The sequence below is a fragment of the Mesorhizobium sp. WSM4904 genome (assembly GCF_029674545.1).
Taxonomy (GTDB): domain Bacteria; phylum Pseudomonadota; class Alphaproteobacteria; order Rhizobiales; family Rhizobiaceae; genus Mesorhizobium.
Genome location: NZ_CP121354.1, coordinates 4189078 through 4211365, shown reverse-complemented (window position 1 = coordinate 4211365; position 22288 = coordinate 4189078). Strand labels below are relative to the sequence as shown.

The window sequence follows — 22288 nt, the reverse complement described above, 5'->3', positions numbered from 1 at the left end:
CTACGGCCGGACCAACACAGGTGCGGGACGCCCTTGATAGAGTGTCCAGCTCAAGCCTGACAGGCCCCAATAGCGGGAAGACTCGGCGCGGTCATAGACGAGATCACCGCATTTCGGTTCGATCGTCACCGGCTGGGCGTCAGGATCGCCTTCATAGATCAGCCAGCCCGGGCGTTCGGCACAGACCTTGCTCTGCGGAACAAGCGACGCCTTGCGGTTGGACCGGGCGGCAAAATAGTCGACGACCATAACGGTACGGAAGCTGCTGTTGCTGGCGTAGGTGGCGGTGCCGTTGGCCGTTACTTTTTCGACAATCACGGAATAGGAGCCACGTCCGTATTGATAGAAGCCAAGCAGCGACGATGCGGCACCTGCGACCACGACGGCCAACGCCCCGAAAGCCAGCAGCCCTTTCATCCTTCCGGCGTCGAAGCCACGGCCGAGCATCTCCCCGGTCCAGAGCAGCAGCAATGTTCCGCTGACGAGAAAATAGCGCGGAGTTCCAAGGTTCGGCAGACGCGCCACGCCCATGACAAGGGGCAATCCGACAATCCCGATCACGTACAGGCTGGCCCGCCGGTCGCGCCAGACAAAGGCGGACACACAGACGAGAGCGCAGGCCGCGATGATCGAGGTCAAGTCGCCGATCCTGGACGGCAGACCGAGCTCGCCCTTGATGAGTCCGCCATAGCCTTGCACCAGGTCCGACCACGAAAACTGTGAGAGCCCGCCTATCTTGAAGCCGAACAATTGGTCCAATAGAGCCACGCAAGCAGCCACCGGAAGCACGGCGGCGAAGATCGGCCACAGCTTCTGGCCGCCATCGATGAGCGTGCGGCCGTGGCTGTCCTTGCTTCGCAAAGTCAGCCAGAGGGTCCCTCCCGCAAGGATCGCCGCTGTCTCGATCATTGTGAGATGCGACAGTATGCCGAGCAGGATCATCGCGGCCAGGCCGAAGGCCGATCCGCCTTTGTCGAGGCGCCGCTCCAGCAAGATCAAGGACAGGAGCGTGAACAGTACGAGGCCGGCGTAACCACGTGCCTCGGAGCCATATTCCACCATCGGGAAGCTGATGGAAAACAAGAGGCTGGTGGCAATCATCGCCCAGCGTCCGCGTGGCGCGGCCGCCGCTGCCGCGGCAGGGATCGTCAAGACGCCAAGAGCGATCGACAGGCCCCTCTGGATCAGCGGCGAGGTGTCCGGGCCGACCAGATAGAGGTAGAAGGAGTTCAGGAAATGGTTGTTGTCGTGATTGACGCGCCAGAATATCTGGTCGATCGAGGTCAGAGGCTTGAGGAGAGTAAGGCTCCAGATCTCGTCGAGCCAAAGATCGCCGCGGGCGCCCAGTAAGCGCAGGACGAGGCCGGCCACCGCAATCGCCGCGATCGCCAGCGATACCGCGCTTGTCCACCGTCGGATGGCAATGACCGGCTCAGAAGAGCCGCTTGCGTGGCTGGGTTGCGCCTCGCCTAGCGCCGCGGCTTGTCCCGAGATGCGCAAGGTGTTGACCTTCGCCTGATGTCATCTCGGCGATTTGTATATCCAAAGTTGTTTCAAAACAGTTCGCGCTCGAGGCGGTCACGTCAATACCGTGCCCTGCCGCCAGACATGTCAAACACCGCGCCGGTGTTGAAGCTCGAGGCATCGGAACAGAGCCAGAGAACCAGCGCCGCGACCTCCTCCACCGCTCCGAGCCGCTTCAGCGGGCTGGCGCCGACCATGTCGCTGACGACCTCGTTTCCGAGACGCCGGATAAGATCGGTGTCGATCGGACCCGGCGCGACGCAGTTGACGCGGATGTCGGTGTCGCAGACCTCACGCGATAAGGCCTTGGTGAAGGCAATGATGCCCGCGCTCGCCGCCGAATAGACCGCTAGGTTCGGCAATCCCTCCTTGCCGGCGAGCGACCCCATATTGACGATGCGGCCGCTGCCGGCCTTGCGCATGACCGGCAGGACCTGATGCGTGACCTCGAACGTGCCGATGACATTCACACCAACGATGCGCTGCCACTCGGCCGGATCGAAAGCCTCGAAGCCAAGATAGGGACCAAGATAGCCCGCATTGTTGACGAGAATGTCGACCCGCCCCGTCCTGGCGACGACCTCGCCGAGGGCACTGCTTATGTCCTGAGCCTTGGTGACGTCGACTGTCTGGCTGCGGATTCCGTCGGCAGGCGCGGGGTCGGCGTCCCATATCCAGACGTCCGCACCCGACCGGGCTAACAGCGTCGCCACGCCCCTGCCAATGCCCCTTGAGCCGCCGGTCACGATAGCCGTCTTGCCGGCAAAGTCGTAGGTTACACTCATGCCGATCCCCAGGGCACCAAGTCTGCTCCCGGGAGCGGCCGCCCGTCAATTGCGGGAACGGAGCGGCTAGAGGACGGGAATGTCGCCCCTCGCCCAGCCCTCCGAAATCTCGGCGGCGCGCGTCTCGAAGGCTTTGGCCTCGATCGCGGCGCGGATGTCCTGCATCAGCTTCTGATAGTAGGACAGGTTGTTCCAGGTGAGCAGCATTGCCCCCAAAGACTCCTGCGAACGCACGAGGTGATGCAGATAGGCGCGCGAGTAGTCGCGCGCGGCCGGGCAGTCGCTTTCCTCGTCCAGCGGACGTGGATCGTCGGCATGACGGGCGTTGCGCAGGTTGATCTTGCCGCGACGCGTGTAGGCGAGCCCATGGCGGCCGGCGCGCGTCGGCATCACGCAGTCGAACATGTCGATGCCGCGTGCCACCGATTTCAAGATGTCGTCCGGCGTGCCGACGCCCATCAGGTAGCGCGGCCTGTCGGCCGGCAGTTCCGGGCAGGTGATGTCCAGCATCTCCAGCATCACGGCCTGCGGTTCGCCGACCGCCAGCCCGCCGACGGCGTAGCCCTTGAGGTCCATCGCCTTCAGCGCCTGCGCCGAGCGCACGCGCATCACCGCGCTGTCGCCGCCCTGCACGATGCCGAACATGGCCTTGCCCGGCTGGTCGCCGAACGCCGTCTTGCAGCGCTCGGCCCAGCGCAGCGACAGCTCCATGGCGCGTTCGATCTCCGTCGGCTTGGCCGGAAGCGCGGTGCATTCGTCGAGCTGCATCTGGATGTCGGAATCGAGCAGCCCCTGGATTTCGATCGACCGCTCCGGCGACATCTCGTGGGGAGCGCCGTCGATATGCGAGCGGAAGGTGACGCCCTTTTCGCTGAGCTTTCTCAATTTCGACAGCGACATGACCTGGAAGCCGCCGCTGTCGGTCAGGATCGGGTGCGGCCAGCGCGCGAACTCATGCAGACCGCCGAGCTTCGCGACCCGCTCGGCGCCTGGCCGCAGCATCAGATGATAGGTGTTGCCGAGGATGATGTCGGCGCCGACGCTGCGCACCTGGTCCATATACATGGCCTTGACCGTGCCGCCCGTTCCGACCGGCATGAAGGCCGGCGTGCGGATCTCGCCGCGCGGCATGCGGATCACACCTCGCCGCGCCTTGCGGTCGGTGGCGGTGAGCTTGAACGAAAAAGTCTCAGCCATCGAATTCCTTGTCGTGTACGGGTGCGCCGGGTGCCTGCTCGTCGAGCGACTGCCGGTAGCGGATGCACCCGCGCATGAATTTCGGCCAGGGCGGCACGGCGATCGCCGGCTCGATCTTTTCCGGCAAAAGGTTCCAGAGGTCGGGGTGGTGCCAGCACAGATCATGGCCGGTCGCATCGCGATGCGCGCGAATGCCGGCACGCAGCTTCTTGACCTCCGCGATCAGCGCGTCGTGCCCCATTGTCTCGAGATCACTGTCCATCGCGTGTCTCCGCTCGGAAAAGCAGGCTCGAGTCCCCGTAGGAATAGAACCTGTAACGGCTTGCGATGGCATGCGCATAGGCCGAACGCATCGTCTCCAGCCCGCTGAAGGCCGAGACCAGCATGAACAGCGTCGAGCGCGGCAGATGGAAATTGGTCATCAGCATGTCGGCCGTTCGGAAGCGGTAGCCTGGAGTGATGAAGATATCCGTCGGTCCGGACCAGGGCTCGATCCTGCCGTCTTCGCGCGCAGCACTTTCCAGGAGGCGCAGCGACGTCGTGCCGACGGCGACGATCCGCCCTCCCCGCGCCCTTGCCGCATTGAGCGCATCCGCCGTGTCGGCGCTTACCAAGCCGGTTTCGGCATGCATCTTGTGGTCGGCGGTGTCGTCGGCTTTCACCGGCAGGAAGGTGCCGGCGCCGACATGCAGCGTGACGAAGCGGCGCTCGATGCCCTTGGCATCGAGCGCGGCAAACAGCTCCGGCGTGAAATGCAGTCCCGCGGTGGGGGCGGCAACGGCGCCCTCTTCCCTGGCATAGATGGTTTGATAGTCGCTGCGGTCGCGCTCGTCGTCGTCGCGTTTTGAGGCGATGTAGGGCGGCAGCGGAATGTGGCCGACGGCGTGCATCGCCTCATCGAGGAACGGGCCGGAAAGATCGAAGCCGAGCAGTGCCTCGCCCGCCTCGCCCTTCTCGATCACCGTCGCGTCGAGCTGGCCGAGGAAGCAAGAATTCTGGTCATGGCCGAAATGGATGCGGTCGCCGACAGCGATGCGTTTGCCCGGCCGCATGAAGGCCTGCCAGCGGTCCGGCGCCACCCGCATATGCAGCGTCGCCTCGACCTGCGCCATCGCCTCGCCGCGCTTGCGGATGCCTTTGAGCTGCGCCGGGATGACCTTGGTGTCGTTGAACACCAGCACGTCGTCCCTGCGGAGCAACGCCGGCAGATCGCGCACGATCCGATCTTCCAGGCCTTCGCCGGGCCTGACGACCAACATCTTGGAGCTGTCGCGCGGCTCGGCCGGGCGCAGCGCGATGCGCTCCTCCGGCAGATCGAAGTCGAACAGGTCGACGCGCATCAGAACAGCCGGATGAGCAGCGCTCCGGCCAGCAGCAGCACGGCCCCGGCGACGCGGCCAAGCGAGATCTCGCGCACCGCGACGCCGAGGAAGCCGACGCGATCGACGAGCATGCCGGCAATCAGCTGGCCGGCGACCAGGAAGGCCATCAGCGCGGCGGCGCCGATGCGTGGGGTCAGGATTGTGGAGAGCGTCACATAGAAGCCGCCGAGAACGCCGCCGGCCACGAACAGCCACGGCGCCGGCGCCTTCCAGTCGAGCGAGATGCCTTGCAGCCTCACCACGGCGACCGCGATGATACCTAGCACGATCGCGCCCGACAGGAACGAAAAGGCTGCGGCCGCGACCGGCAGGCCGAGGCCGCGCGCCAATTGCGAGTTGATCGGCGCCTGGATGGCGATGAAGGCGCCGGACAGGATGCCAAGCAGGGACCAGACAGCGCCCATTATCGATATGCCTTTACTTGACGTCCGCTGCGACCTTCAGCGACACGATCTTGTCAGGATCCTGCACCGGCTCGCCGCGCTTGATCTTGTCGACATTCTCCATGCCTTCGATGACCTGGCCCCAGACCGTGTACTGGCGGTTGAGGAAGGAAGCGTCGTCGAAGCAGATGAAGAACTGCGAGTTGGCCGAGTTCGGGTTCTGCGCGCGAGCCATCGAGCAGGTGCCGCGGCCGTGGTTGGCGTTGGAGAATTCGGCCTTGAGGTCCGGCTTGTCAGAACCGCCCATGCCGGCGCGGGACGGCGCGAAAGAGGGTTTGCTCGAATTGCCGAACTTGACGTCGCCGGTCTGCGCCATGAAGCCGTCGATGACGCGGTGAAAGACCACCCCGTCATAAGCGCCTTCGCGCGACAGCTCCTTGATGCGGGCGACGTGACCGGGCGCAAGGTCCGGATACATCTCGATGACGACCTGGCCTTTGGTCGTTTCCATGATGAGCGCGTTCTCGCGGTCCTTGATCTCAGCCATGTCAGAAAATCCTTTGAAAATTGAGTTGGTTACTTGTTGTCGGCGGCGATGCGAACCTTGATCATGCGATCGGGATCGGTGACCGTGCCGTTGTCCGCCTCGTCGCCCTTCTTGATCTTGTCCACCAGTTCCATGCCGCTCTCGACCTTGCCGACGATGGTGTACTGGCCGTCCAGGTTCGGCGCCGGCGCGAACATGATGAAGAACTGGGAATTGGCCGAATTCGGGTCCTGCGAGCGGGCCATGCCGACGACGCCGCGGGTAAATTGCTCGGTCTGCGAGAACTCGGCGGGCAGGTCGGGAAGGTCGGAACCGCCGGTGCCGACGGCTTCGGGGTTGAAACCCTTCTTCATGTTGCCGAACTTGACGTCACCGGTCTGCGCCATGAAGCCGTCGATGACGCGGTGGAACGCGACGTTGTCGTAGGCGCCGTCACGCACCAGCTTCTTGATCTGCGCGACATGTTTGGGCGCGAGATCGGGACGCAGCGCGATGGTCACGTCGCCGTCCTTCAGCGTGACGACCATGGTGTTTTCCTTGTCGGCGGCGAAGGCAGGCAGGGATGCCGCCAAAACGCCGGCAAGCACGACAAGGAACGAAGCGAGCTTTTTCAGCTGCATGAACTCTTCTCCGAAAGTCTTTTGTTTGGGTGCATGTCGTTACCCCAAAACCGGGATCCACTTTTGGGCGACATGCACTATTTCGCGAATTTGGCAGTGAGCGCGCCTGCAACGGCAGCCGGCACGAATGGGCGGATGTCGCCGCCCATCGACGCAATCTGGCGGACAAGTGTGGCGGTAATGGTGCGCACCGACGGGCTGGCCGGCAGGAAAACGGTCTGCAGCTCCGGCGCCATGGTCTCGTTCATGCCGGCCATCTGCATCTCGTAGTCGAGGTCGGTGCCGTCGCGCAGGCCGCGGATGATGATCGAGGCGCCATGCTTCCTGGCGGCATCGATGACCAGACCGTCGAAGGCAACGACCTTGATGCGGGCGCTGTCGCGGCCGAACTCCGCCTTGGTCGCGGCCTCGATCAGCTTCACGCGTTCCTCGAAGGAAAACAGCGGCGTCTTGCCCGGGTGGATGCCGATCGCCGCGTAGACGGTGTCGGCCACGGCGAGCGACGCCTTCAGGACGTCGAGATGGCCGTTGGTCAGCGGGTCGAAGGAGCCGGCGTAAAGGGCGGTGCGTTCGGTCATGGCAGGCTTCTAGAGCAATTCCAGGAAAAGTGTGAGCGGTTTTCCGTCCGGAATTGCGCAAAACAAAAGAGGGGTTCGCCGTTTCCTTGAGACGGTGAAACGCTTTAGCGAGCCTCTCGAACAAACGCAAATCCCATTGATGTGCCCGGATGCGCAACGGCCGTGAACCTTTTCACGGACATGAACGACAGATGAATGCGACAATCACGAACGTTTCACGCAGCGTTCACTAGGTTGCCGCTTCAGGAGATGAAACCAAAGCACCATCTTTATCGTTGTGAGCGCAGGAGAACACGCAAATGCTGATCTACATGCTTGCCACTGCAATGACCATCGTGATGCTGATCGCAACCGCCTTCGGGCTGCATCAGGAAGCGGCGCGAGTGCGCGTCAAGGCCAACACCAAGCGGTTCGATGGCTTCATTGCCCGCAACGTCTACCGTCGCCACTGATTTCAAGCCATGATCGCACCGGCCCAGGGGCCGGTGGCGCGTAGCCAAAGCCTATTCGGGATTGCTCTCGCCCGCATCCTCTGCGGTGCCAGCCTCACTCGAAGGCGTCTCTTCGGCTTCCTCGTCCGACTGCGGCTCCGAAATCCGCTCAACCGACACCACCTTCTCGCCTTCGGCCGTGTTGAAGATGGTCACGCCCTTGGTGGCGCGGCTGGCGAAGCGTATGCCGTTGACCGGCACGCGGATGACCGTGCCGCCGTCCGAAACCAGCATGATCTGATCGTCGTTGCCGACCGGGAAAGTCGCGACAAGGCGCCCGATCTCGGCCACTTTCGACACATCCGTGGCGCGAATGCCCTTGCCGCCGCGGCCCGTCAGGCGGAAATCGTAGGACGACGAACGCTTGCCGTAGCCGTATTCGGTCACCGTCAGCACAAGCTGCTCATGCACCTTGAGGAATTCGTAGCGCTCGTCGGAAAGCTCGGCTTCCTCGCCGATCTCCTCATTGGTGAGCGCGATCTCTTCCTCCTCGGCAGCACCGCCGGCGGCCAGCCGGCGTTCGGACGCCGCACGCTTGAGATAGGCCGCACGCTCAGCCGGTGAAGCATCGACATGTTCGATCACCGACATCGAGATCACGCGATCGGTCTCGGCCATGGCGATGCCGCGCACGCCGACGGAATTGCGGCTCTGGAAGACGCGCACGTCGCTGACCGGGAAGCGGATGCACTGACCGGAATTGGCGGTCAGAAGCACGTCGTCATTGTCGGTGCAGGTCTCGACGCCGAGGATCTCGTCGCCCTCTTCCTCCAGCTTCATGGCGATCTTGCCGTTGCGGTTGACCTGGACGAAGTCGGACAGCTTGTTGCGGCGCACCGTGCCGCGCGTGGTGGCGAACATCACGTCGAGCTCGCCCCAGCTCGTCTCGTCCTCGGGCAATGGCATGATGGTGGTGATGCGCTCGCCCTGCTCGAGCGGCAGCATGTTGATCAGCGCCTTGCCGCGCGATTGCGGGTTGCCGACCGGCAGCCGCCAGACCTTTTCCTTGTAGACGATGCCGCGCGAGGAGAAGAACAGCACCGGCGTGTGCGTGTTGGCGACGAACAGCCGGGTGACGAAATCCTCCTCCTTCGTCGACATGCCGGAGCGGCCCTTGCCGCCGCGGCGCTGCGCCCGGTAGAGCGACAGCGGCACGCGCTTGATGTAGCCCGAATGGCTGACGGTGACGACCATGTCCTCGCGCTGGATCAGGTCCTCGTCTTCCATGTCCGCTCCGCCCTCGGCGAGCTCGGTGCGGCGCGGCGTGCCGAACTCGTCGCGGACCGCGATCAGCTCGTCCTTGACGATCTGCTGGATGCGCGCACGGGACGACAAAATGTCAAGGTGATCAACGATCTCGGCGCCGATCTTGTTCAGCTCGTCGGCGATCTCGTCGCGACCGAGCGCGGTCAGGCGCTGCAGGCGCAGATCGAGGATCGCGCGCGCCTGTTCCTCGGAGAGATTGTAGGTTCCGTCCTCGTTGATACGGTGGCGCGGATCGTCGATCAGCTGGATCAGCGGAGCGACGTCGTGGGACGGCCAGCGCCGCTCCATCAACTGCTCGCGCGCCGTCTGCGGATCGGGCGCGGTGCGGATCAGCTTGATCACCTCGTCGATGTTGGCGACCGCGATGGCAAGGCCGACCAGCACATGAGCTCTCTCACGAGCCTTCCGCAAAAGATACTTCGTGCGCCGGCTGATCACTTCCTCGCGGAAGCCGACAAATGCTTTCAGCATGTCGATCAGCGTCAGCACCTCCGGCTTGCCGCCGTTCAGCGCCACCATATTGGCGCCGAACGAGGTCTGCAGCGGCGTGAAGCGGTAGAGCTGGTTGAGGATGACGTCGGCGACGGCCTCGCGCTTCAGCTCGATGACGACGCGGTAGCCCTGGCGGTCGCTCTCGTCGCGAATGTCGGAGATGCCCTCGATGCGCTTCTCGCGCACCAGCTCGGCCATCTTCTCGATCATCGCCGCCTTGTTCACCTGGTAGGGGATCTCGGTGACGATGATCGATTCACGGTCGTTGCCGCGCGCCTCGATGTTGACGCGGCCGCGCATGACGATCGAGCCGCGGCCCGTCGAATAGGCGTTGTAGATGCCGGAACGGCCAAGCACGATGCCGCCGGTCGGGAAATCCGGACCGGGCACGATCTCCATCAGCGACGGCAGGTCGATGGCCGGATTGTCGATGATGGCGATGGCGCCGTTGCAGACTTCGGCCAGATTGTGCGGCGGGATGTTGGTGGCCATGCCGACGGCGATGCCGCCCGAGCCGTTGACGAGAAGGTTCGGGAAGCGGGCCGGCAGCACGCGCGGCTCGGTGGCGGAGGCGTCGTAAGTGTCCTGGAAATCGACCGTTTCCTTGTCGATGTCCTCCAGCAGCTCATGCGCGACCTTGGTCAGCCTGGACTCGGTGTAGCGCATCGCCGCCGGCGGATCGCCGTCGATCGAGCCGAAATTGCCCTGACCGTCGATCAGCGGCACGCGCAGCGACCAGTCCTGCGCCATGCGCACCAGCGCGTCATAGATCGAAGCGTCGCCATGCGGATGGTATTTACCCATCACGTCGGCGACCGGGCGCGCCGACTTCACATATTTGCGGTTCCAGTGGTAGCCGCTTTCATGCGAGGCATAGAGGATGCGGCGATGGACGGGCTTTAGGCCGTCGCGCACGTCAGGCAGCGCGCGGCTGACGATCACGCTCATGGCATAATCGAGGTAGGAGCGCTGCATCTCCTCGATGATCGAAATCGGCTCGATGCCGGTGGGGCCGCCGTCCGGCCCGCGCGGTGTCTTCTGGTCGGTCAAATCAGGTCACAATCCTGTCGGGAATCACTCACCGCTTATATAGGAAGCCGGGCTGAAACTCCAATGGCGGCGACACTTTTCCAGAGACAATTTCGGTGGTAATTTCAAAAGGATACCGCTGATTGCGACGATATGGCCAAGGTCAATTTCTCCGTCAAAGGGGCAAGGTCGGCCATGGATCGTCTTCCTCGGGCGGAAACTGCGAACGCGATGAACTGGATCTCGTGGCTGCCTCTGCGGGCGTTGAGCGGCTGGACGGCAAAGGACCTCGACGGCGATCTGGCGGCCGGCATCACGCTGGCGGCGATCGCCATTCCCGAACAGATGGCGACGGCCAGGCTCGGCGGCTTCCAGCCGGAGATCGGTTTCTTCGCCTTCGTCGCCGGATCCGTGGCATTCGCCCTCTTCGGCGCCAACCGCCAGCTCTCGGTCGGGGCGGATTCGACAATCACGCCGCTTTTCGCCGGCGGGCTTGCCTTGATCGCGACATCCGGCTCGCCGCACTACCTGGCACTGGCGGCCATGCTGGCGCTGATGGTCGGGCTGCTGGTGGCGCTGAGCGGCATCTTCCGCCTCGGCTGGATCGCCGACCTGGTCGGCACGCAGCGGATATTCCACAGCGTCGACGCCGCCATCAAGGCGCTTGGCCCAGGACAACCTCAACAGCAGGACGACGTGCAATGACAAGTCCACGTGAACCCATCGATGAAGCGGGCCCTTGCCCTGGCCAAGAGCAAGGACGCGGATTATCTGCCCGGCTGGTGCGGCCCGACATCGGACTGACGGTGCATCCTATTGGCTGGAGCAAATCCCGGGAAAAGTGCGTAGCGTTTTTAAAACAAACGGTTAGAGCGGTTCAGTGAAGCGCCGGATCGCTCTGACGCGGCGGGCGCGATAGGCGCCCGGCGCCTCCCCCATCTCGCGCTTGAACCGCCGGTTGAAGGTCGACAGATCGTTGAAGCCGGCGTCGAAAGCGATCGTCGAGATCGCTTCGTTCGACGCGCGCAGCCGCACGGCGGCTCGGTGCAGCCTGGTCCTCAGCAGGAATTGATAGGGCGTCATGCCGGCGACGTGCCGGAACGTGCGCAGGAAGTGAAACGGGCTGGTCGCCGTGCCGTCGGCGAGCTCGGTCAGCGACAACGGCCGCTCGGCGTTGAGCTCTATCAGGCGCACCGTCTCGGCAACGCGTCTCTGATCGCGGCGGCTGGGTGCGGATGCGACCCTGGAAGAACTGGGCGTGGCCCCAACCACCGCGCCGGCAATGCGCAGGCCGAGCTCCTCGAGCGCTTCGCCGTCGCCCGTTTCCCGCGCGGCCTCCGCTTGCGCCAGCAAGGATGCCAGCGCCGGCAAGGGCGGCAGGCGCGGACCGGCGAAGCCGAGCCGCTTCGCGCCCGGAACGTCGGCGACGACGCGCTCCATATAGGCCGGCGAAAAATGGAAGGAGAGGCAGCGGTCGCCGGCGCCGTGCTCATGGCCGCATTCGTAGCAGGCGCCGGGATTGCCGAGCAGGACGGCGCCGGGAGCAAGCATCGCCGTGCCCTGCCGCGTCCGGTAGCGGAATGTGCCCCTGGTCACGGCGGCGACGCAAAAACAGCGATGCTGTTCCTCGAACGGCCTGTCGCCCGCTCGTGCTGTGCAGATCACGTCGGACACCTGCCAGCCAGGCCCAGAGGCAAGATTTTTCTCGGTCGTCGTCATGGGCGAAAAATAGCAATTTTTCCCAAGCGCAGAACCCGGCCGTGCCCCTATTGCTTCCCCTCTCCTGACAAACGAGGCAGCAACATGACCGATCCTTTTGCTGAAGCCCTGCACAGCGACGGTCCCGATCCGGGCCTTGCCGAGAAGCTCGAGCTCTACGGCCGCTTCGTCGGCGCCTGGACATTCGACGCCACACGCACTCTCGAGGACGGCACCCGGCTTGCGGGACGCGGCGAGGTGCATTTCGGTTGGGTCCTGGAAGGAAAGGCGGTCCAGGACGTCTGGATATTGCCCGATCGAGACGCCGGCCCCTCGCCCTCCCTCGGTCCCTGGACTTTCTACGGCACGACGCTGCGCGTCTACGATCCCGGCATCGATGCCTGGCACATCTTCTGGAGCGATCCGCGCAGCCGCTATTTCAGCCGCCAGATCGGCCGTGGCGAGGGTGACACGATCGTCCAGCAAGGCGTCGATGACACCGGATCCTCGGTACGCTGGAGCTTTTCGCGCATCACCCAGAACTCGTTCCGCTGGCTGGGCGAGCGTTCGCATGACGGCGGCGAGACCTGGCGCATCGAGGTCGAGTTCCTGGCGCGACGCTCGACTCCAACCTGACCGATCAACCAACTGTAATCATGGAGAAAACGATGCTCGACCACATCTCGATAGGCGTCCGCGACACCAACGCCTCGAAACGTTTCTACGACGCGGCCTTGCAACCGCTAGGCTATTCCTGCCTCAGCCGGTCGCCCGGCTCGCTCGGTTACGGCGCTGAAGCCGTCCGGCTCTGGGTCAACGAGGCCGGCCGCCCGGTGCCGGCCGACACGGACTCCGGCTTGCACTTCTGTTTCGCCGCACCGACGCGCGCCGGCGTCGATGCATTCCATGCGGCGGCCTTGCGCGAGGGCGGCAGGGACAATGGCCGGCCTGGCCTGCGCGCGGCTTATGGCGACAACTACTATGCGGCATTCGTCATCGACCCGGACGGCTATCGCCTGGAGGCCTATTGCGGCAGAGCCCAATAGCCGGCTGATTTCCTCCTTCCGGCTGTTTCCAGCGCCCCGGCTTTGCTCTACCAATTGCGGGCTTGGGCTTCGCCCGGCGGGAGGGGACCAGCGATGCCGAGCTTCGACAGCCTGTTCAACGCCTTCGTGACCATCCTGGTGACCATCGACCCGCCGGGTCTGGCGCCGCTCTTCCTCGCGGTGACGCGCGGCATGAACCGCGAGGAGCGTCAGCAGGTTTCCGTCCGCGCCTCGGTGATCGGCTTCCTGGTGATGGCGCTGTTCGCGCTCGCCGGTGCCTCGATCCTGTCGGTGTTCGGCATCACGCTGCCGGCCTTCCGCGTCGCCGGCGGCTTCCTGCTCTTCTTCATCGCCTTCGAAATGGTTTTCGAGCGCCGGCAAGACCGCAAGGAGAAGATCGGCGACGTCGCCATCACCAAGGACATGATCCACAACATCGCCGCCTTCCCGCTGGCGATCCCGCTGATCGCCGGCCCCGGCGCGATCTCAGCGACCGTTCTGCTGTCGGGACACTTCGAGGGTTTTGCCGCGCAGGCGGCCCTCGTCGGCATCATCTTCGCCTGTCTCGCCATCACGTACCTGGTCTTCGTGCTGGCAGAGCGCATCGACCGCATTCTTGGTCAGACCGGCCGCTCGATCCTGACGCGACTGCTCGGCGTCATCCTGGCGGCGCTCGCCGTGCAGTTCGTGGCTGACGGCGTCAGGGCGCTGATGGCTGCTTGAGCGACGCCCCTACTGCCTACTGCCTACTGCCTACTTCACCGCTGTATCGACGACCTCGAAATCATGCGTGACCGTCGCCGTCTTGGCCATCATCGCCGTCGCCGAGCAGTATTTTTCGGCAGAGAGGTCGATCGCCCGTTTCACCTTGTCGCGCGACAGCGCACGGCCCTTGACGATGAAATGCATGTGGATGCGGGTGAAGACACGCGGCTCGGTCTCCGCGCGGTCGGCATCGAGCTCGACCACGCAGTCCTCAACCGCCTCGCGGCCTTTCTCGAGGATATGGACGACGTCATAGGCGGAGCAGCCGCCGGTGCCGATCAGCACCAGCTCCATCGGGCTTGGTCCCGGCGTCCTGCCTTCCGGCCCATGCGCCGTGCCCAGCACGACCTTGTGACCGCTGCCGGACTCGCCGACAAAAGTGCGTTCCTCGACCCATTTGACGCGTGCTTTCACGATAAACCTTCCTTGCAACATTGCATGCAGCGGACGGTGACCCGCTGCGAATGTTTGTTTATACGCAATTCCGAACGGAAAACCGGCGCACGCTTTTCCTGGAATTGCTCATTGGCCGAACACGACCGCGTGCATGACGCGGCCGGGCAGCAGCGTGAAGATACCGGCGCCGAGCAGAGCGAACAGGTAAAGCCTGATCATGGCGCTGCGATGCGCGGTGACCTTGTGGGTGTGCGCATACCAAACCGCCAGCGGTACCGTGACTAGCACCAGGATCGATAGGAGATGGATCGGACTGAACGGCCCGATCACTCGAAGCTGCTGGATCCAGAAGCTGCTGAGCGCGACGACCAGCATCAGCGCTGCCCAGACGTAGCCCATCGCACGGTGTCGCGACGTGCCTTTCGGCAGCGCCAGTTGGGCGCCGCCGACTGCCAATGCGGCAAAGGCCGCGAACGCATGCCATGGGATCGGAAATGGCGAGGATAAAAGCGGTCCGAGCGACATCGCCTGCCCCTCAAATAGCCACCGCGCGATTCCGGTTCTCAGAACGGAATCTCGTCGTCCAGCTCGCGCGACGAGCCGCCGCCGCCGCCCCTGGAACCGCCACCGCCGCCACGGCTGAAGCCCTCGTTCGGGCCCGACTGGCCGAAATCGGAGCCGCGGCTATTGCCGCCGGAATAATTGCCGACCTGGCCGCCGCCGCCTTCGCCGCGTGCGTCGAGCATCTGCAATTCGCCGCGGAACTTCTGCAGCACGACCTCGGTCGTGTAGCGGTCATTGCCGGTCTGGTCCTGCCATTTGCGCGTCTGCAACTGGCCCTCGACATAGACCTTCATGCCCTTCTTCAGATACTGCTCGGCGACCTTGGCGAGCTGGTCGTTGAAGATGACGACGTTATGCCACTCGGTCTTCTCCTTGCGCTCGCCGGAATTCTTGTCGCGCCAGCTTTCAGACGTGGCGATGCGGATGTTGACGACCGGATCGCCCGAATTCAGCCGGCGGATTTCAGGGTCCGCCCCGAGATTGCCGACCAGAATGACCTTGTTGACGCTACCCGCCATCGTACTTCTCCGCGCTCATCCGAAACAAATTTTAAGTCGCTCACCTTACAGCCTGCGGGTCGCCCATGCCCGCAGAGGCTGGCTTTTCCCACAAGGTTTTTGTTCTCCTTTCGTTCTAGTTAGATCCCTGCGCGTTGTCAAGGAACGTCAGCAACATGTAGTGTTATGCTCGGCAATTTCGACATGTTGCGGTGGAGTTCGTTTTCGAAATGAACGTGATTGCACATGAGAAGCAGCCGAGAGAGACGTGGCGAGCAGGCGTCGAAAGCCGCATGCTTGTCTCGGCGATCAACGGCGCGCAACAGCTCTGCATATTCGAGCAGTGGGTGCAGCCGGGAGTTGGTGCCCCGTCGCATTTCCACACGGTCGAAGAGGTGCTCACTGTCATTGCCGGCGAGGCCGAGATGTGGATCGAGGACGAACACATGATCTTGACCGCCGGGCAGTCCCTGGTCGTTCCCGCGCACCGGCGACATGGCTTCCGCGCCGTCGGCTCCGGGGCGGTGCACATCCACGCCGTGCTGGCTTCACCGATTTTCGAAGCGACGTTTGACGGATCGCCCGAGCCCGTGAGGCGTTGGATTCCGGTCGAATAGCACTTGCCAAACCAATAAGTATCGACTTATGCTTTGGCCATGATCGAAGCAGAGATCTTTCGCGCCTTGGCCGACCCGACACGACGTGCGGTCTACGAGCGGCTGGCGGCTAGCGAGCTGACCGTGTCCGAGCTGCGCGCCGGCATGAGCGTGTCGCAGCCGGCGGTCTCGCAGCATCTTGCCGTGCTGCGCGGCGCCGGTCTCGTGGTCGAGCGGCGCGCCGGCCGCAACGCCTATTATCGCGCCGACCCGCAAGGGCTCGATCCTCTGCTCGGCTGGATCGAACGCTACCGCGCCTTCTGGCCGGAGCGCATCGAGAGGTTGAAGACGGTTCTGAAGGAAATGGACCAATGACGACTGCAAAACACCCGGAAGCGGCCAATGCGCCGCTCAGCTTCGAATGTGATCTTCCCGACCCGCCGGAAAAAGTGTGGCGGGCGCTGACCGAGCCGGAGCTGCTCGCCGCCTGGATGATGCCGAACGACATGAAGCCTGAAACCGGCAAGCGCTTCGCCTTTGCCGGACCGGACGCGCCGATCGACTGCGAGGTGCTCGAGGTCGAGGCCGGCAAGCTGCTGCGCTATTCCTGGCGCGAACGGCCTGGCGCGGATACCGCCGACCGATTGCCGGCATTCGACAACCCCTCCTTCGACAGCATCGTCACCTTCACGCTCGCGCGCACGGTTTCCGGCGGCACGCATCTTCGCATCGTCCATGACGCCTTCGTGCCGGCGGCGCAGCCTGTCATCGCCGTGGCCGGCGCCGGCTGCGGTCTTTCGCTCGACGCGCGCAAGAAGCCTATAGCCGCCAATGCGCCATGCATGATGCTGCGCGCAGCCTGACCCCGAGGAGACCCCGCCCATGAGCGCCCTTGCCAATCTGGTACCGATGGTGATCGAGCAGTCGAGCCGCGGCGAACGCGCCTTCGACATTTTCTCGCGGCTGCTGCGCGAGCGCATCGTCTTCATCAACGGCGAGATCAATGACGGCGTCTCGGCGCTGGTCTGCGCGCAGCTCCTGTCGCTGGAATCGGACCATCCCGACAAGGAGATATCGATCTACATCAACTCGCCGGGCGGCGTGGTGACCAGCGGCTTCGCCATCTACGACACGATGCAGTACATCTCCTGCCCGGTGTCGACGGTGTGCATGGGCTTCGCGGCGTCGATGGGCTCCTTCCTTTTGATGGCCGGCTCGCCCGGCCGGCGCATCGCGCTGCCCAACACCAGGATCGTGCTGCATCAGCCGCTCGGCGGCTTCCAGGGCCAGGCCTCCGACATCCAGCGGCATGCCGAGGACATCCTGCGCACCAAGCGCCATATGACGGAACTGTACGCCAAGCATTGCGGCCGCAGCTACGAAGAGGTCGAACGCACGCTCGACCGCGACTATTTCATGACCGCCGAGGAGGCCAAGGCCTGGGGCCTCGTCGACCATGTCTACGACACGCGCAAGAAGGCGGCCTGACAGCGCTGCGCGGCAATTTGATTGCCGCGCGTCTGGCTTCGCTTTCGGCGCGCCTCTATAGTCCCGGCATGATCCGTTCGTTCAGAAATCCACTTGTTGCTGCGCCAGCGGCACTCGCGGTCGCGCTGATCGTCTCCAACACCGCCTTTGCCGACGATAGCTCGACGCAGAAACTGCCAGGCGTCAGCAGCGACTATCGTATTGCCAAACCTGCCCCGCAGCCCGAACCGGACGACGCGCAGCCCGCCGGCAGCAACGGCACGTTCAAGATCGGTAAGACCGATGTCAGGATCTCCGGCAGCGTAACCATCGACATGGCGACGGGCGGCATCAGGCCGCCCAACCACTGAGGCAATTCCAGGAAAAGGCGCAGCCGGTCCCAGTCCGGAATTGTGTAGACGGTAGAACAACCGCCCGACTTCTGACCGTAAAATGTAAGCCCCGCCACTGCTTCCGCAGGTGGACGGGGCTTTCATGGATCTGAAACCCAACTTTGGCCGGGAGTGGACTGCCGGCGTTCTGTTTCGGATGCAACGCGGCCTTCAGCCGACGATCCGACTATGGTCTCTGATTGTAGGAATCGGCAGGTCACGGTTTGTCGGGTCGGCGCTCACGCCGCCCTGGCACTTATGCCCGCCGCGGCCCCTTGCGTGGAGCCTCAAGGGACTGTCCGGTGGCGTCATGCTCCGCTCCTTCTGTCCGTTGCGACCATTGTCGTACGAAGCTCTAATCGCAAGTGCCTGCGGCGTCTCGCAGGCCACCTTCGGGTGGCGAGGCCATCAAAAGACGGCCGGCTTCGCTGACGACCCGAGACTGCTCCCGCGGGTCGCCTGCGTCAACCGTTCAGTAGCCGATTACCGAAAAATGTGATCGCCGGGAGGTTACGTGCGGGTTAGTCGGGCACCGCCGCTGATCAGTGAGGCCGGCAATCGACGGCGTTTGTTTCCACAGCGCTTTGTCAGGAGCGTGTTCGGCCTTTGTTCTTTCCGCTTGCCCGCTCGCGCGAAAGACGGTTAAACCCATAGTTGGCCGCTTCCGTCGAGATTGTGGCGTCTCTCGACGCGGCGGCCAAACTACCTACATAGAGGATGGCCGGGACAAACCCGCCAATCCAGCAAAATTCCAGACCTGAGGCGGCGACCGGCGATGGCCGACCAAAAATACCTTTCCATTCGCGGGGCGCGCGAACACAATCTCAAGAACGTCGACCTCGACCTGCCGCGCGACAGCCTGATCGTCATGACCGGCCTGTCAGGATCCGGCAAGTCGTCGCTTGCCTTCGACACCATCTATGCCGAGGGCCAGCGCCGCTATGTCGAGAGCCTTTCGGCCTATGCCCGCCAGTTCCTGGAGATGATGCAGAAGCCGGACGTCGACCAGATCGACGGCCTGTCGCCCGCCATCTCGATCGAGCAGAAGACTACCTCGCGCAACCCACGCTCGACGGTCGGCACCGTCACCGAGATCTACGACTATATGCGCCTGCTCTTCGCGCGCGTCGGCATCCCCTATTCGCCGGCCACCGGCCTGCCGATCGAGAGCCAGACGGTCAGCCAGATGGTCGACCGCGTGCTGGCACTTGACGAAGGCACGCGCCTCTATCTGCTGGCGCCGATCGTGCGCGGCCGCAAGGGCGAGTATCGCAAGGAACTGCTGGAGCTGCAGAAGAAGGGTTTCCAGCGCGTCAAAGTCGACGGCGTCTTCTACGAGATCGCCGACGTGCCGGCGCTGGACAAGAAGTACAAGCACGACATCGACGTCGTCGTCGACCGCATCGTCGTGCGCGGAGACCTGGCGACGCGGCTTGCGGACTCGATGGAAACCGCGCTCAAGCTGGCCGACGGGCTGGCGGTGGCCGAGTTCGCCGACCGGCCGCTCGACGCCAGCCAGACGGGCGAGGACTCGGTCAACAAGTCGAAGAACGAGACACATGAACGCATCATGTTCTCGGAGAAGTTCGCCTGCCCGGTGTCCGGCTTCACCATTCCGGAGATCGAGCCCAGGCTGTTCTCCTTCAACAATCCGTTCGGCGCTTGCCCGACCTGCGATGGCCTCGGCAGTCAGCGCGCCATCGACGCCAATCTCGTGGTGCCGGACGAGAACGTCTCGCTGCGGGACGGCGCCATCAGCCCATGGGCGAAATCGACGTCGCCCTACTACGCGCAGACGCTGGAAGCGCTCGGCAAGGCCTACGGCTTCAAGCTCGGCGACAAGTTCAAGGACCTGAGCGCCGAAGCGCAAGAAGCCGTGCTGCACGGCACCGGCGAGCGCGAGATCACCTTCCAGTACGACGACGGCCTGCGCTCCTACAAGACCACCAAGACCTTCGAGGGCGTCATCCCCAATCTCGACCGGCGCTGGAAGGAAACAGAATCGGCCTGGATGCGCGAGGAGATCGAGCGCTTCATGTCGGCGACGCCCTGCCCTGCCTGCAACGGCTACAGGCTGAAGCCGGAAGCGCTCGCCGTGAAGATCGCCGGAAAGCACATCGGCGAGGTCACCGAGCTGTCGATCCGCAAGGCCGACCAGTGGTTCACCGACCTGCCGGCGCAGCTCAACGAAAAGCAGAACGAAATCGCGGTCAGGGTGCTGAAGGAAATCCGCGAGCGGCTGCGCTTCTTGAACGATGTCGGCCTCGACTATCTGACGCTGTCACGCAACTCCGGCACGCTATCGGGCGGCGAGAGCCAGCGCATCCGATTGGCCTCGCAGATCGGCTCCGGTCTCACCGGCGTGCTCTATGTTCTGGACGAGCCGTCGATCGGCCTGCACCAGCGCGACAATGCGCGACTGCTCGACACGCTGAAGCACCTGCGCGACATCGGCAACACGGTGATCGTCGTCGAGCATGACGAGGACGCCATCCTGCATGCCGACTATGTCGTCGACATCGGCCCCGCCGCCGGCATCCACGGTGGCCAGATCATCGCGCAGGGCACGCCGCAGCAGATCATGGCGACGCCCGCCTCGATCACCGGCAAATATCTGTCGGGCGAGCTCGAAGTGACGACGCCACAGCTGCGCCGCGAGGCGAAGAAGAACCGGCGGATCAAGGTCGTCGGCGCGCGCGGCAACAATCTGAAGAATGTCACGGCGGAGATTCCGCTCGGCACCTTCACCTGCGTCACCGGCGTTTCCGGCGGCGGCAAGTCGACCTTCCTGATCGAGACGCTGTTCAAGGCGGCCTCGCGCAGGATCATGGGCTCGCGCGAGCATCCGGCCGAGCATGACCGCATCGAGGGGCTTGAGTTCCTCGACAAGGTCATCGACATCGACCAGTCGCCGATCGGCCGCACGCCGCGTTCCAACCCGGCCACCTATACCGGCGCCTTCACGCCGATCCGCGACTGGTTCGCCGGCTTGCCGGAGGCGAAGGCGCGCGGCTACCAGCCCGGCCGTTTCTCCTTCAACGTCAAGGGCGGCCGCTGCGAAGCCTGTCAGGGCGACGGCGTCATCAAGATCGAGATGCACTTCCTGCCCGATGTCTACGTCACCTGCGACGTCTGCCACGGCAAGCGCTACAACCGCGAGACGCTCGACGTGCTGTTCAAGGGCAAGTCGATCGCCGACGTGCTCGACATGACGGTCGAGGAAGGCGTCGACTTCTTCTCGGCGGTGCCAGGCGTGCGCGACAAGCTGGTGACGCTGAACCAGGTCGGCCTTGGCTATATCCATATCGGCCAGCAGGCGACGACGCTGTCGGGCGGCGAGGCGCAGCGCATCAAGCTCGCCAAGGAATTGTCACGCAAGGCGACGGGCAAGACGCTCTACATTCTCGACGAGCCGACCACCGGCCTCCATTTCCACGACGTCGCCAAGCTGCTCGAAGTGCTGCACGAGCTGGTCGACCAGGGCAACACGGTGGTGGTGATCGAGCACAATCTCGAGGTCATCAAGACTGCCGACTGGGTGCTCGACCTCGGCCCCGAGGGCGGCGACGGCGGCGGCGAGCTGGTCGCCTCCGGCACGCCGGAAGCGATCGTGCGCGAGAAGCGCAGCTACACCGGCCAGTTCCTGAAGGAGCTGTTGGAGCGACGCCCCGGAGGCAAACGCGAAGCGGCGGAGTGATGACGAACGACGGCCTCGTCTCCGTTGAAAGCCGTTTTGGCGTGGCCGAAACCATCGACCGGCTGGTCGATACCATCACCTTTGCCGGATTGCGCGTCTTCGCTCGCATCGATCACGCAGCCGGCGCGCATGAAATCGGCGCCGCGCTGCGCCCGACCGAATTGCTGATCTTTGGCCATCCCAAAGGCGGCACGCCGCTGATGCAGGACCGGCAGCTTGCGGGCATCGACCTGCCGGTGAAGGCGTTGGCCTGGGAAGATGCGCAGGGCAAGGTCTGGCTGTCCTACAACGAAGCGCAGTGGCTGGCCGAGCGGCATGGCCTCGGCGATACCAGCCGCGATGCAGTCGCGGCGATTGCCGCAGGGATGCATAAGGTTGTTTCGGCCGCCGCTGGAACCAATCAATCATGAGACTAGCCCGCTCCGAAGATCTCTCCGCCATCGTCGTGCTGACAACGGAAGCCTATGCGCCCTACACCGCCCTGTTCGGCGCGCCGCCGATCCCGGTCACCGAAGACTACGCGCCGCGCATCGCGCGCGGCGAGGTCTGGCTGCTGGAGGAAGGCTCCGAACTGGCCGGGCTCATCGTGCTGGAACGGCATCCCGACCACGCCATGATCTTCAGCGTCGCGGTGGCGCCGGCCTTCCAGGGCAGGAAGCTCGGCATCAGGCTGCTCGACTTCGCCGATGAACAGGCGCGAACGTGGCACGTACCGGAGGTTCGGCTCTACACCAATTCGCGGATGGAGCGGAACATCGCGCTCTACTCGGCCTATGGCTATCGCGAGACGGGCCGCCGGCCCAATCCGCACCGGCCGGGATGGACCGTGGTCGACATGGCCAAGCCCGTCGACAAGGCCGCCTGATCGTATTTTTT

General features: G+C 64.0%; 26 protein-coding genes and 1 pseudogene. 13 read left to right on the top strand and 14 right to left on the bottom strand.

Annotation, left to right across the window (positions count from 1 at the left end):
* From QAZ47_RS20150 to coaD, 9 genes are all read right to left on the bottom strand, one after another.
* The gene (locus QAZ47_RS20150; protein ID WP_278202480.1) at positions 1 to 1371 is read right to left on the bottom strand and encodes a hypothetical protein; all 1371 of its coding nucleotides are present in this window, start codon (positions 1369 to 1371) and stop codon (positions 1 to 3) included.
* Positions 1372 to 1583: 212 nt separating this feature from the next.
* On the bottom strand, positions 1584 to 2309 hold the full coding sequence (locus QAZ47_RS20145) for an SDR family NAD(P)-dependent oxidoreductase (protein WP_278202479.1): 726 nt from the start codon (positions 2307 to 2309) through the stop codon (positions 1584 to 1586).
* Between the two features lie 66 nt (positions 2310 to 2375).
* The gene (tgt, locus tag QAZ47_RS20140; RefSeq protein ID WP_278202478.1) at positions 2376 to 3506 is read right to left on the bottom strand and encodes a tRNA guanosine(34) transglycosylase Tgt; all 1131 of its coding nucleotides are present in this window, start codon (positions 3504 to 3506) and stop codon (positions 2376 to 2378) included.
* Positions 3499 to 3768, bottom strand: a complete 270-nt coding sequence (locus QAZ47_RS20135; RefSeq protein WP_278202476.1) for a hypothetical protein — start codon at positions 3766 to 3768, stop codon at positions 3499 to 3501. Before QAZ47_RS20135 ends, tgt begins: the two co-directional genes overlap by 8 nt.
* Complete coding sequence (gene queA, locus QAZ47_RS20130) at positions 3758 to 4846, bottom strand: tRNA preQ1(34) S-adenosylmethionine ribosyltransferase-isomerase QueA (RefSeq protein ID WP_278202475.1); 1089 nt, start codon at positions 4844 to 4846, stop codon at positions 3758 to 3760. Before queA ends, QAZ47_RS20135 begins: the two co-directional genes overlap by 11 nt.
* Positions 4846 to 5295, bottom strand: coding sequence for a DMT family transporter (locus tag QAZ47_RS20125; RefSeq protein ID WP_278207894.1), 450 nt, complete (start codon positions 5293 to 5295; stop codon positions 4846 to 4848). The genes queA and QAZ47_RS20125 overlap by 1 nt, the downstream gene beginning before the upstream one ends.
* Positions 5296 to 5305: 10 nt before the next feature.
* Positions 5306 to 5818, bottom strand: coding sequence for a peptidylprolyl isomerase (locus tag QAZ47_RS20120; protein WP_278074193.1), 513 nt, complete (start codon positions 5816 to 5818; stop codon positions 5306 to 5308).
* Between the two features lie 29 nt (positions 5819 to 5847).
* Positions 5848 to 6345, bottom strand: a complete 498-nt coding sequence (locus tag QAZ47_RS20115; RefSeq protein ID WP_278207893.1) for a peptidylprolyl isomerase — start codon at positions 6343 to 6345, stop codon at positions 5848 to 5850.
* 170 nt (positions 6346 to 6515) lie between these two features.
* Positions 6516 to 7016: a pantetheine-phosphate adenylyltransferase gene (gene coaD, locus QAZ47_RS20110; protein WP_278074191.1), complete on the bottom strand. Its 501-nt coding sequence runs from the start codon at positions 7014 to 7016 to the stop codon at positions 6516 to 6518.
* Positions 7017 to 7315: 299 nt separating this feature from the next.
* Between coaD and QAZ47_RS20105 the strand changes: the two genes are divergently transcribed.
* Positions 7316 to 7468 (top strand): hypothetical protein, encoded by a 153-nt coding sequence (locus QAZ47_RS20105; protein WP_278202472.1) that lies wholly within the window; start codon positions 7316 to 7318, stop codon positions 7466 to 7468.
* Between the two features lie 51 nt (positions 7469 to 7519).
* Here the strand turns inward: QAZ47_RS20105 and gyrA are convergent, their stop codons facing one another.
* A complete protein-coding gene (gene gyrA / locus QAZ47_RS20100; protein ID WP_278202471.1) occupies positions 7520 to 10315 on the bottom strand; it encodes a DNA gyrase subunit A in 2796 nt (931 codons plus the stop codon).
* A 210-nt stretch (positions 10316 to 10525) separates the two neighbouring features.
* On the opposite strand from gyrA, the pseudogene QAZ47_RS20095 reads away from it, so the two are divergent.
* A pseudogene (locus QAZ47_RS20095) lies at positions 10526 to 10912 on the top strand (SulP family inorganic anion transporter); the annotation flags it as partial.
* A gap of 249 nt (positions 10913 to 11161) precedes the next feature.
* On the opposite strand, the gene QAZ47_RS20090 reads toward QAZ47_RS20095, so the two are convergent.
* Positions 11162 to 12013 carry an AraC family transcriptional regulator gene (locus tag QAZ47_RS20090; RefSeq protein ID WP_278230508.1) on the bottom strand — a complete coding sequence of 284 codons (852 nt, stop codon included), beginning with the start codon at positions 12011 to 12013 and terminating at the stop codon, positions 11162 to 11164.
* 84 nt (positions 12014 to 12097) lie between these two features.
* Here QAZ47_RS20090 and QAZ47_RS20085 point away from each other — a divergent pair, with 84 nt between their 5' ends.
* The 3 genes from QAZ47_RS20085 (at position 12098) to QAZ47_RS20075 (ending at position 13761) form a co-directional block, all read left to right on the top strand.
* A complete protein-coding gene (locus tag QAZ47_RS20085) occupies positions 12098 to 12628 on the top strand; it encodes a hypothetical protein (RefSeq protein ID WP_278202468.1) in 531 nt (176 codons plus the stop codon).
* Between the two features lie 32 nt (positions 12629 to 12660).
* Positions 12661 to 13038 (top strand): VOC family protein, encoded by a 378-nt coding sequence (locus QAZ47_RS20080; RefSeq protein ID WP_278202467.1) that lies wholly within the window; start codon positions 12661 to 12663, stop codon positions 13036 to 13038.
* 93 nt (positions 13039 to 13131) lie between these two features.
* Positions 13132 to 13761 (top strand): MarC family protein, encoded by a 630-nt coding sequence (locus QAZ47_RS20075; RefSeq protein ID WP_278202465.1) that lies wholly within the window; start codon positions 13132 to 13134, stop codon positions 13759 to 13761.
* A 30-nt stretch (positions 13762 to 13791) separates the two neighbouring features.
* Here the strand turns inward: QAZ47_RS20075 and QAZ47_RS20070 are convergent, their stop codons facing one another.
* From QAZ47_RS20070 to QAZ47_RS20060, 3 genes are all read right to left on the bottom strand, one after another.
* Complete coding sequence (locus QAZ47_RS20070; protein ID WP_278202464.1) at positions 13792 to 14217, bottom strand: OsmC family protein; 426 nt, start codon at positions 14215 to 14217, stop codon at positions 13792 to 13794.
* A 108-nt stretch (positions 14218 to 14325) separates the two neighbouring features.
* A complete protein-coding gene (locus tag QAZ47_RS20065) occupies positions 14326 to 14724 on the bottom strand; it encodes a DUF2306 domain-containing protein (protein ID WP_278202462.1) in 399 nt (132 codons plus the stop codon).
* A 38-nt stretch (positions 14725 to 14762) separates the two neighbouring features.
* A complete protein-coding gene (locus QAZ47_RS20060) occupies positions 14763 to 15281 on the bottom strand; it encodes a single-stranded DNA-binding protein (protein WP_278202460.1) in 519 nt (172 codons plus the stop codon).
* A 191-nt stretch (positions 15282 to 15472) separates the two neighbouring features.
* Here QAZ47_RS20060 and QAZ47_RS20055 point away from each other — a divergent pair, with 191 nt between their 5' ends.
* The 8 genes from QAZ47_RS20055 (at position 15473) to QAZ47_RS20020 (ending at position 22277) form a co-directional block, all read left to right on the top strand.
* A complete protein-coding gene (locus QAZ47_RS20055; RefSeq protein WP_347567153.1) occupies positions 15473 to 15877 on the top strand; it encodes a cupin domain-containing protein in 405 nt (134 codons plus the stop codon).
* A gap of 39 nt (positions 15878 to 15916) precedes the next feature.
* The gene (locus QAZ47_RS20050; RefSeq protein WP_127857980.1) at positions 15917 to 16231 is read left to right on the top strand and encodes a metalloregulator ArsR/SmtB family transcription factor; all 315 of its coding nucleotides are present in this window, start codon (positions 15917 to 15919) and stop codon (positions 16229 to 16231) included.
* Positions 16228 to 16719, top strand: a complete 492-nt coding sequence (locus tag QAZ47_RS20045) for an SRPBCC domain-containing protein (RefSeq protein ID WP_278230507.1) — start codon at positions 16228 to 16230, stop codon at positions 16717 to 16719. Before QAZ47_RS20050 ends, QAZ47_RS20045 begins: the two co-directional genes overlap by 4 nt.
* Before the next feature lie 19 nt (positions 16720 to 16738).
* Complete coding sequence (locus QAZ47_RS20040) at positions 16739 to 17344, top strand: ATP-dependent Clp protease proteolytic subunit (protein ID WP_278074177.1); 606 nt, start codon at positions 16739 to 16741, stop codon at positions 17342 to 17344.
* Between the two features lie 68 nt (positions 17345 to 17412).
* Positions 17413 to 17694: a hypothetical protein gene (locus QAZ47_RS20035; protein WP_278230506.1), complete on the top strand. Its 282-nt coding sequence runs from the start codon at positions 17413 to 17415 to the stop codon at positions 17692 to 17694.
* Between the two features lie 796 nt (positions 17695 to 18490).
* Positions 18491 to 21412, top strand: a complete 2922-nt coding sequence (gene uvrA, locus QAZ47_RS20030; RefSeq protein WP_278230505.1) for an excinuclease ABC subunit UvrA — start codon at positions 18491 to 18493, stop codon at positions 21410 to 21412.
* Positions 21412 to 21822 (top strand): DUF302 domain-containing protein, encoded by a 411-nt coding sequence (locus QAZ47_RS20025; RefSeq protein ID WP_278230504.1) that lies wholly within the window; start codon positions 21412 to 21414, stop codon positions 21820 to 21822. The genes uvrA and QAZ47_RS20025 overlap by 1 nt, the downstream gene beginning before the upstream one ends.
* Complete coding sequence (locus tag QAZ47_RS20020; protein WP_278230503.1) at positions 21819 to 22277, top strand: GNAT family N-acetyltransferase; 459 nt, start codon at positions 21819 to 21821, stop codon at positions 22275 to 22277. The genes QAZ47_RS20025 and QAZ47_RS20020 overlap by 4 nt, the downstream gene beginning before the upstream one ends.
* The last annotated feature ends 11 nt before the right edge of the window (positions 22278 to 22288 follow it).

Bases quoted from the DNA above. Each gene is read 5' to 3' on its own strand.
- QAZ47_RS20145 (WP_278202479.1), bottom strand. From the start codon at position 2,309: ATGAGTGTAACCTACGACTTTGCCGGCAAGACGGCTATCGTGACCGGC.
- QAZ47_RS20025 (WP_278230504.1), top strand. From the start codon at position 21,412: ATGACGAACGACGGCCTCGTCTCCGTTGAAAGCCGTTTTGGCGTGGCC.
- QAZ47_RS20080 (WP_278202467.1), top strand. From the start codon at position 12,661: ATGCTCGACCACATCTCGATAGGCGTCCGCGACACCAACGCCTCGAAA.
- QAZ47_RS20120 (WP_278074193.1), bottom strand. From the start codon at position 5,818: ATGGCTGAGATCAAGGACCGCGAGAACGCGCTCATCATGGAAACGACC.
- QAZ47_RS20135 (WP_278202476.1), bottom strand. From the start codon at position 3,768: ATGGACAGTGATCTCGAGACAATGGGGCACGACGCGCTGATCGCGGAG.
- QAZ47_RS20020 (WP_278230503.1), top strand. From the start codon at position 21,819: ATGAGACTAGCCCGCTCCGAAGATCTCTCCGCCATCGTCGTGCTGACA.
- QAZ47_RS20040 (WP_278074177.1), top strand. From the start codon at position 16,739: ATGAGCGCCCTTGCCAATCTGGTACCGATGGTGATCGAGCAGTCGAGC.
- QAZ47_RS20060 (WP_278202460.1), bottom strand. From the start codon at position 15,281: ATGGCGGGTAGCGTCAACAAGGTCATTCTGGTCGGCAATCTCGGGGCG.
- QAZ47_RS20075 (WP_278202465.1), top strand. From the start codon at position 13,132: ATGCCGAGCTTCGACAGCCTGTTCAACGCCTTCGTGACCATCCTGGTG.
- tgt (WP_278202478.1), bottom strand. From the start codon at position 3,506: ATGGCTGAGACTTTTTCGTTCAAGCTCACCGCCACCGACCGCAAGGCG.
- QAZ47_RS20035 (WP_278230506.1), top strand. From the start codon at position 17,413: ATGATCCGTTCGTTCAGAAATCCACTTGTTGCTGCGCCAGCGGCACTC.
- QAZ47_RS20065 (WP_278202462.1), bottom strand. From the start codon at position 14,724: ATGTCGCTCGGACCGCTTTTATCCTCGCCATTTCCGATCCCATGGCAT.
- QAZ47_RS20115 (WP_278207893.1), bottom strand. From the start codon at position 6,345: ATGGTCGTCACGCTGAAGGACGGCGACGTGACCATCGCGCTGCGTCCC.
- uvrA (WP_278230505.1), top strand. From the start codon at position 18,491: ATGGCCGACCAAAAATACCTTTCCATTCGCGGGGCGCGCGAACACAAT.
- QAZ47_RS20090 (WP_278230508.1), bottom strand. From the start codon at position 12,013: ATGACGACGACCGAGAAAAATCTTGCCTCTGGGCCTGGCTGGCAGGTG.
- QAZ47_RS20045 (WP_278230507.1), top strand. From the start codon at position 16,228: ATGACGACTGCAAAACACCCGGAAGCGGCCAATGCGCCGCTCAGCTTC.
- QAZ47_RS20085 (WP_278202468.1), top strand. From the start codon at position 12,098: ATGACCGATCCTTTTGCTGAAGCCCTGCACAGCGACGGTCCCGATCCG.
- QAZ47_RS20050 (WP_127857980.1), top strand. From the start codon at position 15,917: ATGATCGAAGCAGAGATCTTTCGCGCCTTGGCCGACCCGACACGACGT.
- QAZ47_RS20105 (WP_278202472.1), top strand. From the start codon at position 7,316: ATGCTGATCTACATGCTTGCCACTGCAATGACCATCGTGATGCTGATC.
- coaD (WP_278074191.1), bottom strand. From the start codon at position 7,016: ATGACCGAACGCACCGCCCTTTACGCCGGCTCCTTCGACCCGCTGACC.
- queA (WP_278202475.1), bottom strand. From the start codon at position 4,846: ATGCGCGTCGACCTGTTCGACTTCGATCTGCCGGAGGAGCGCATCGCG.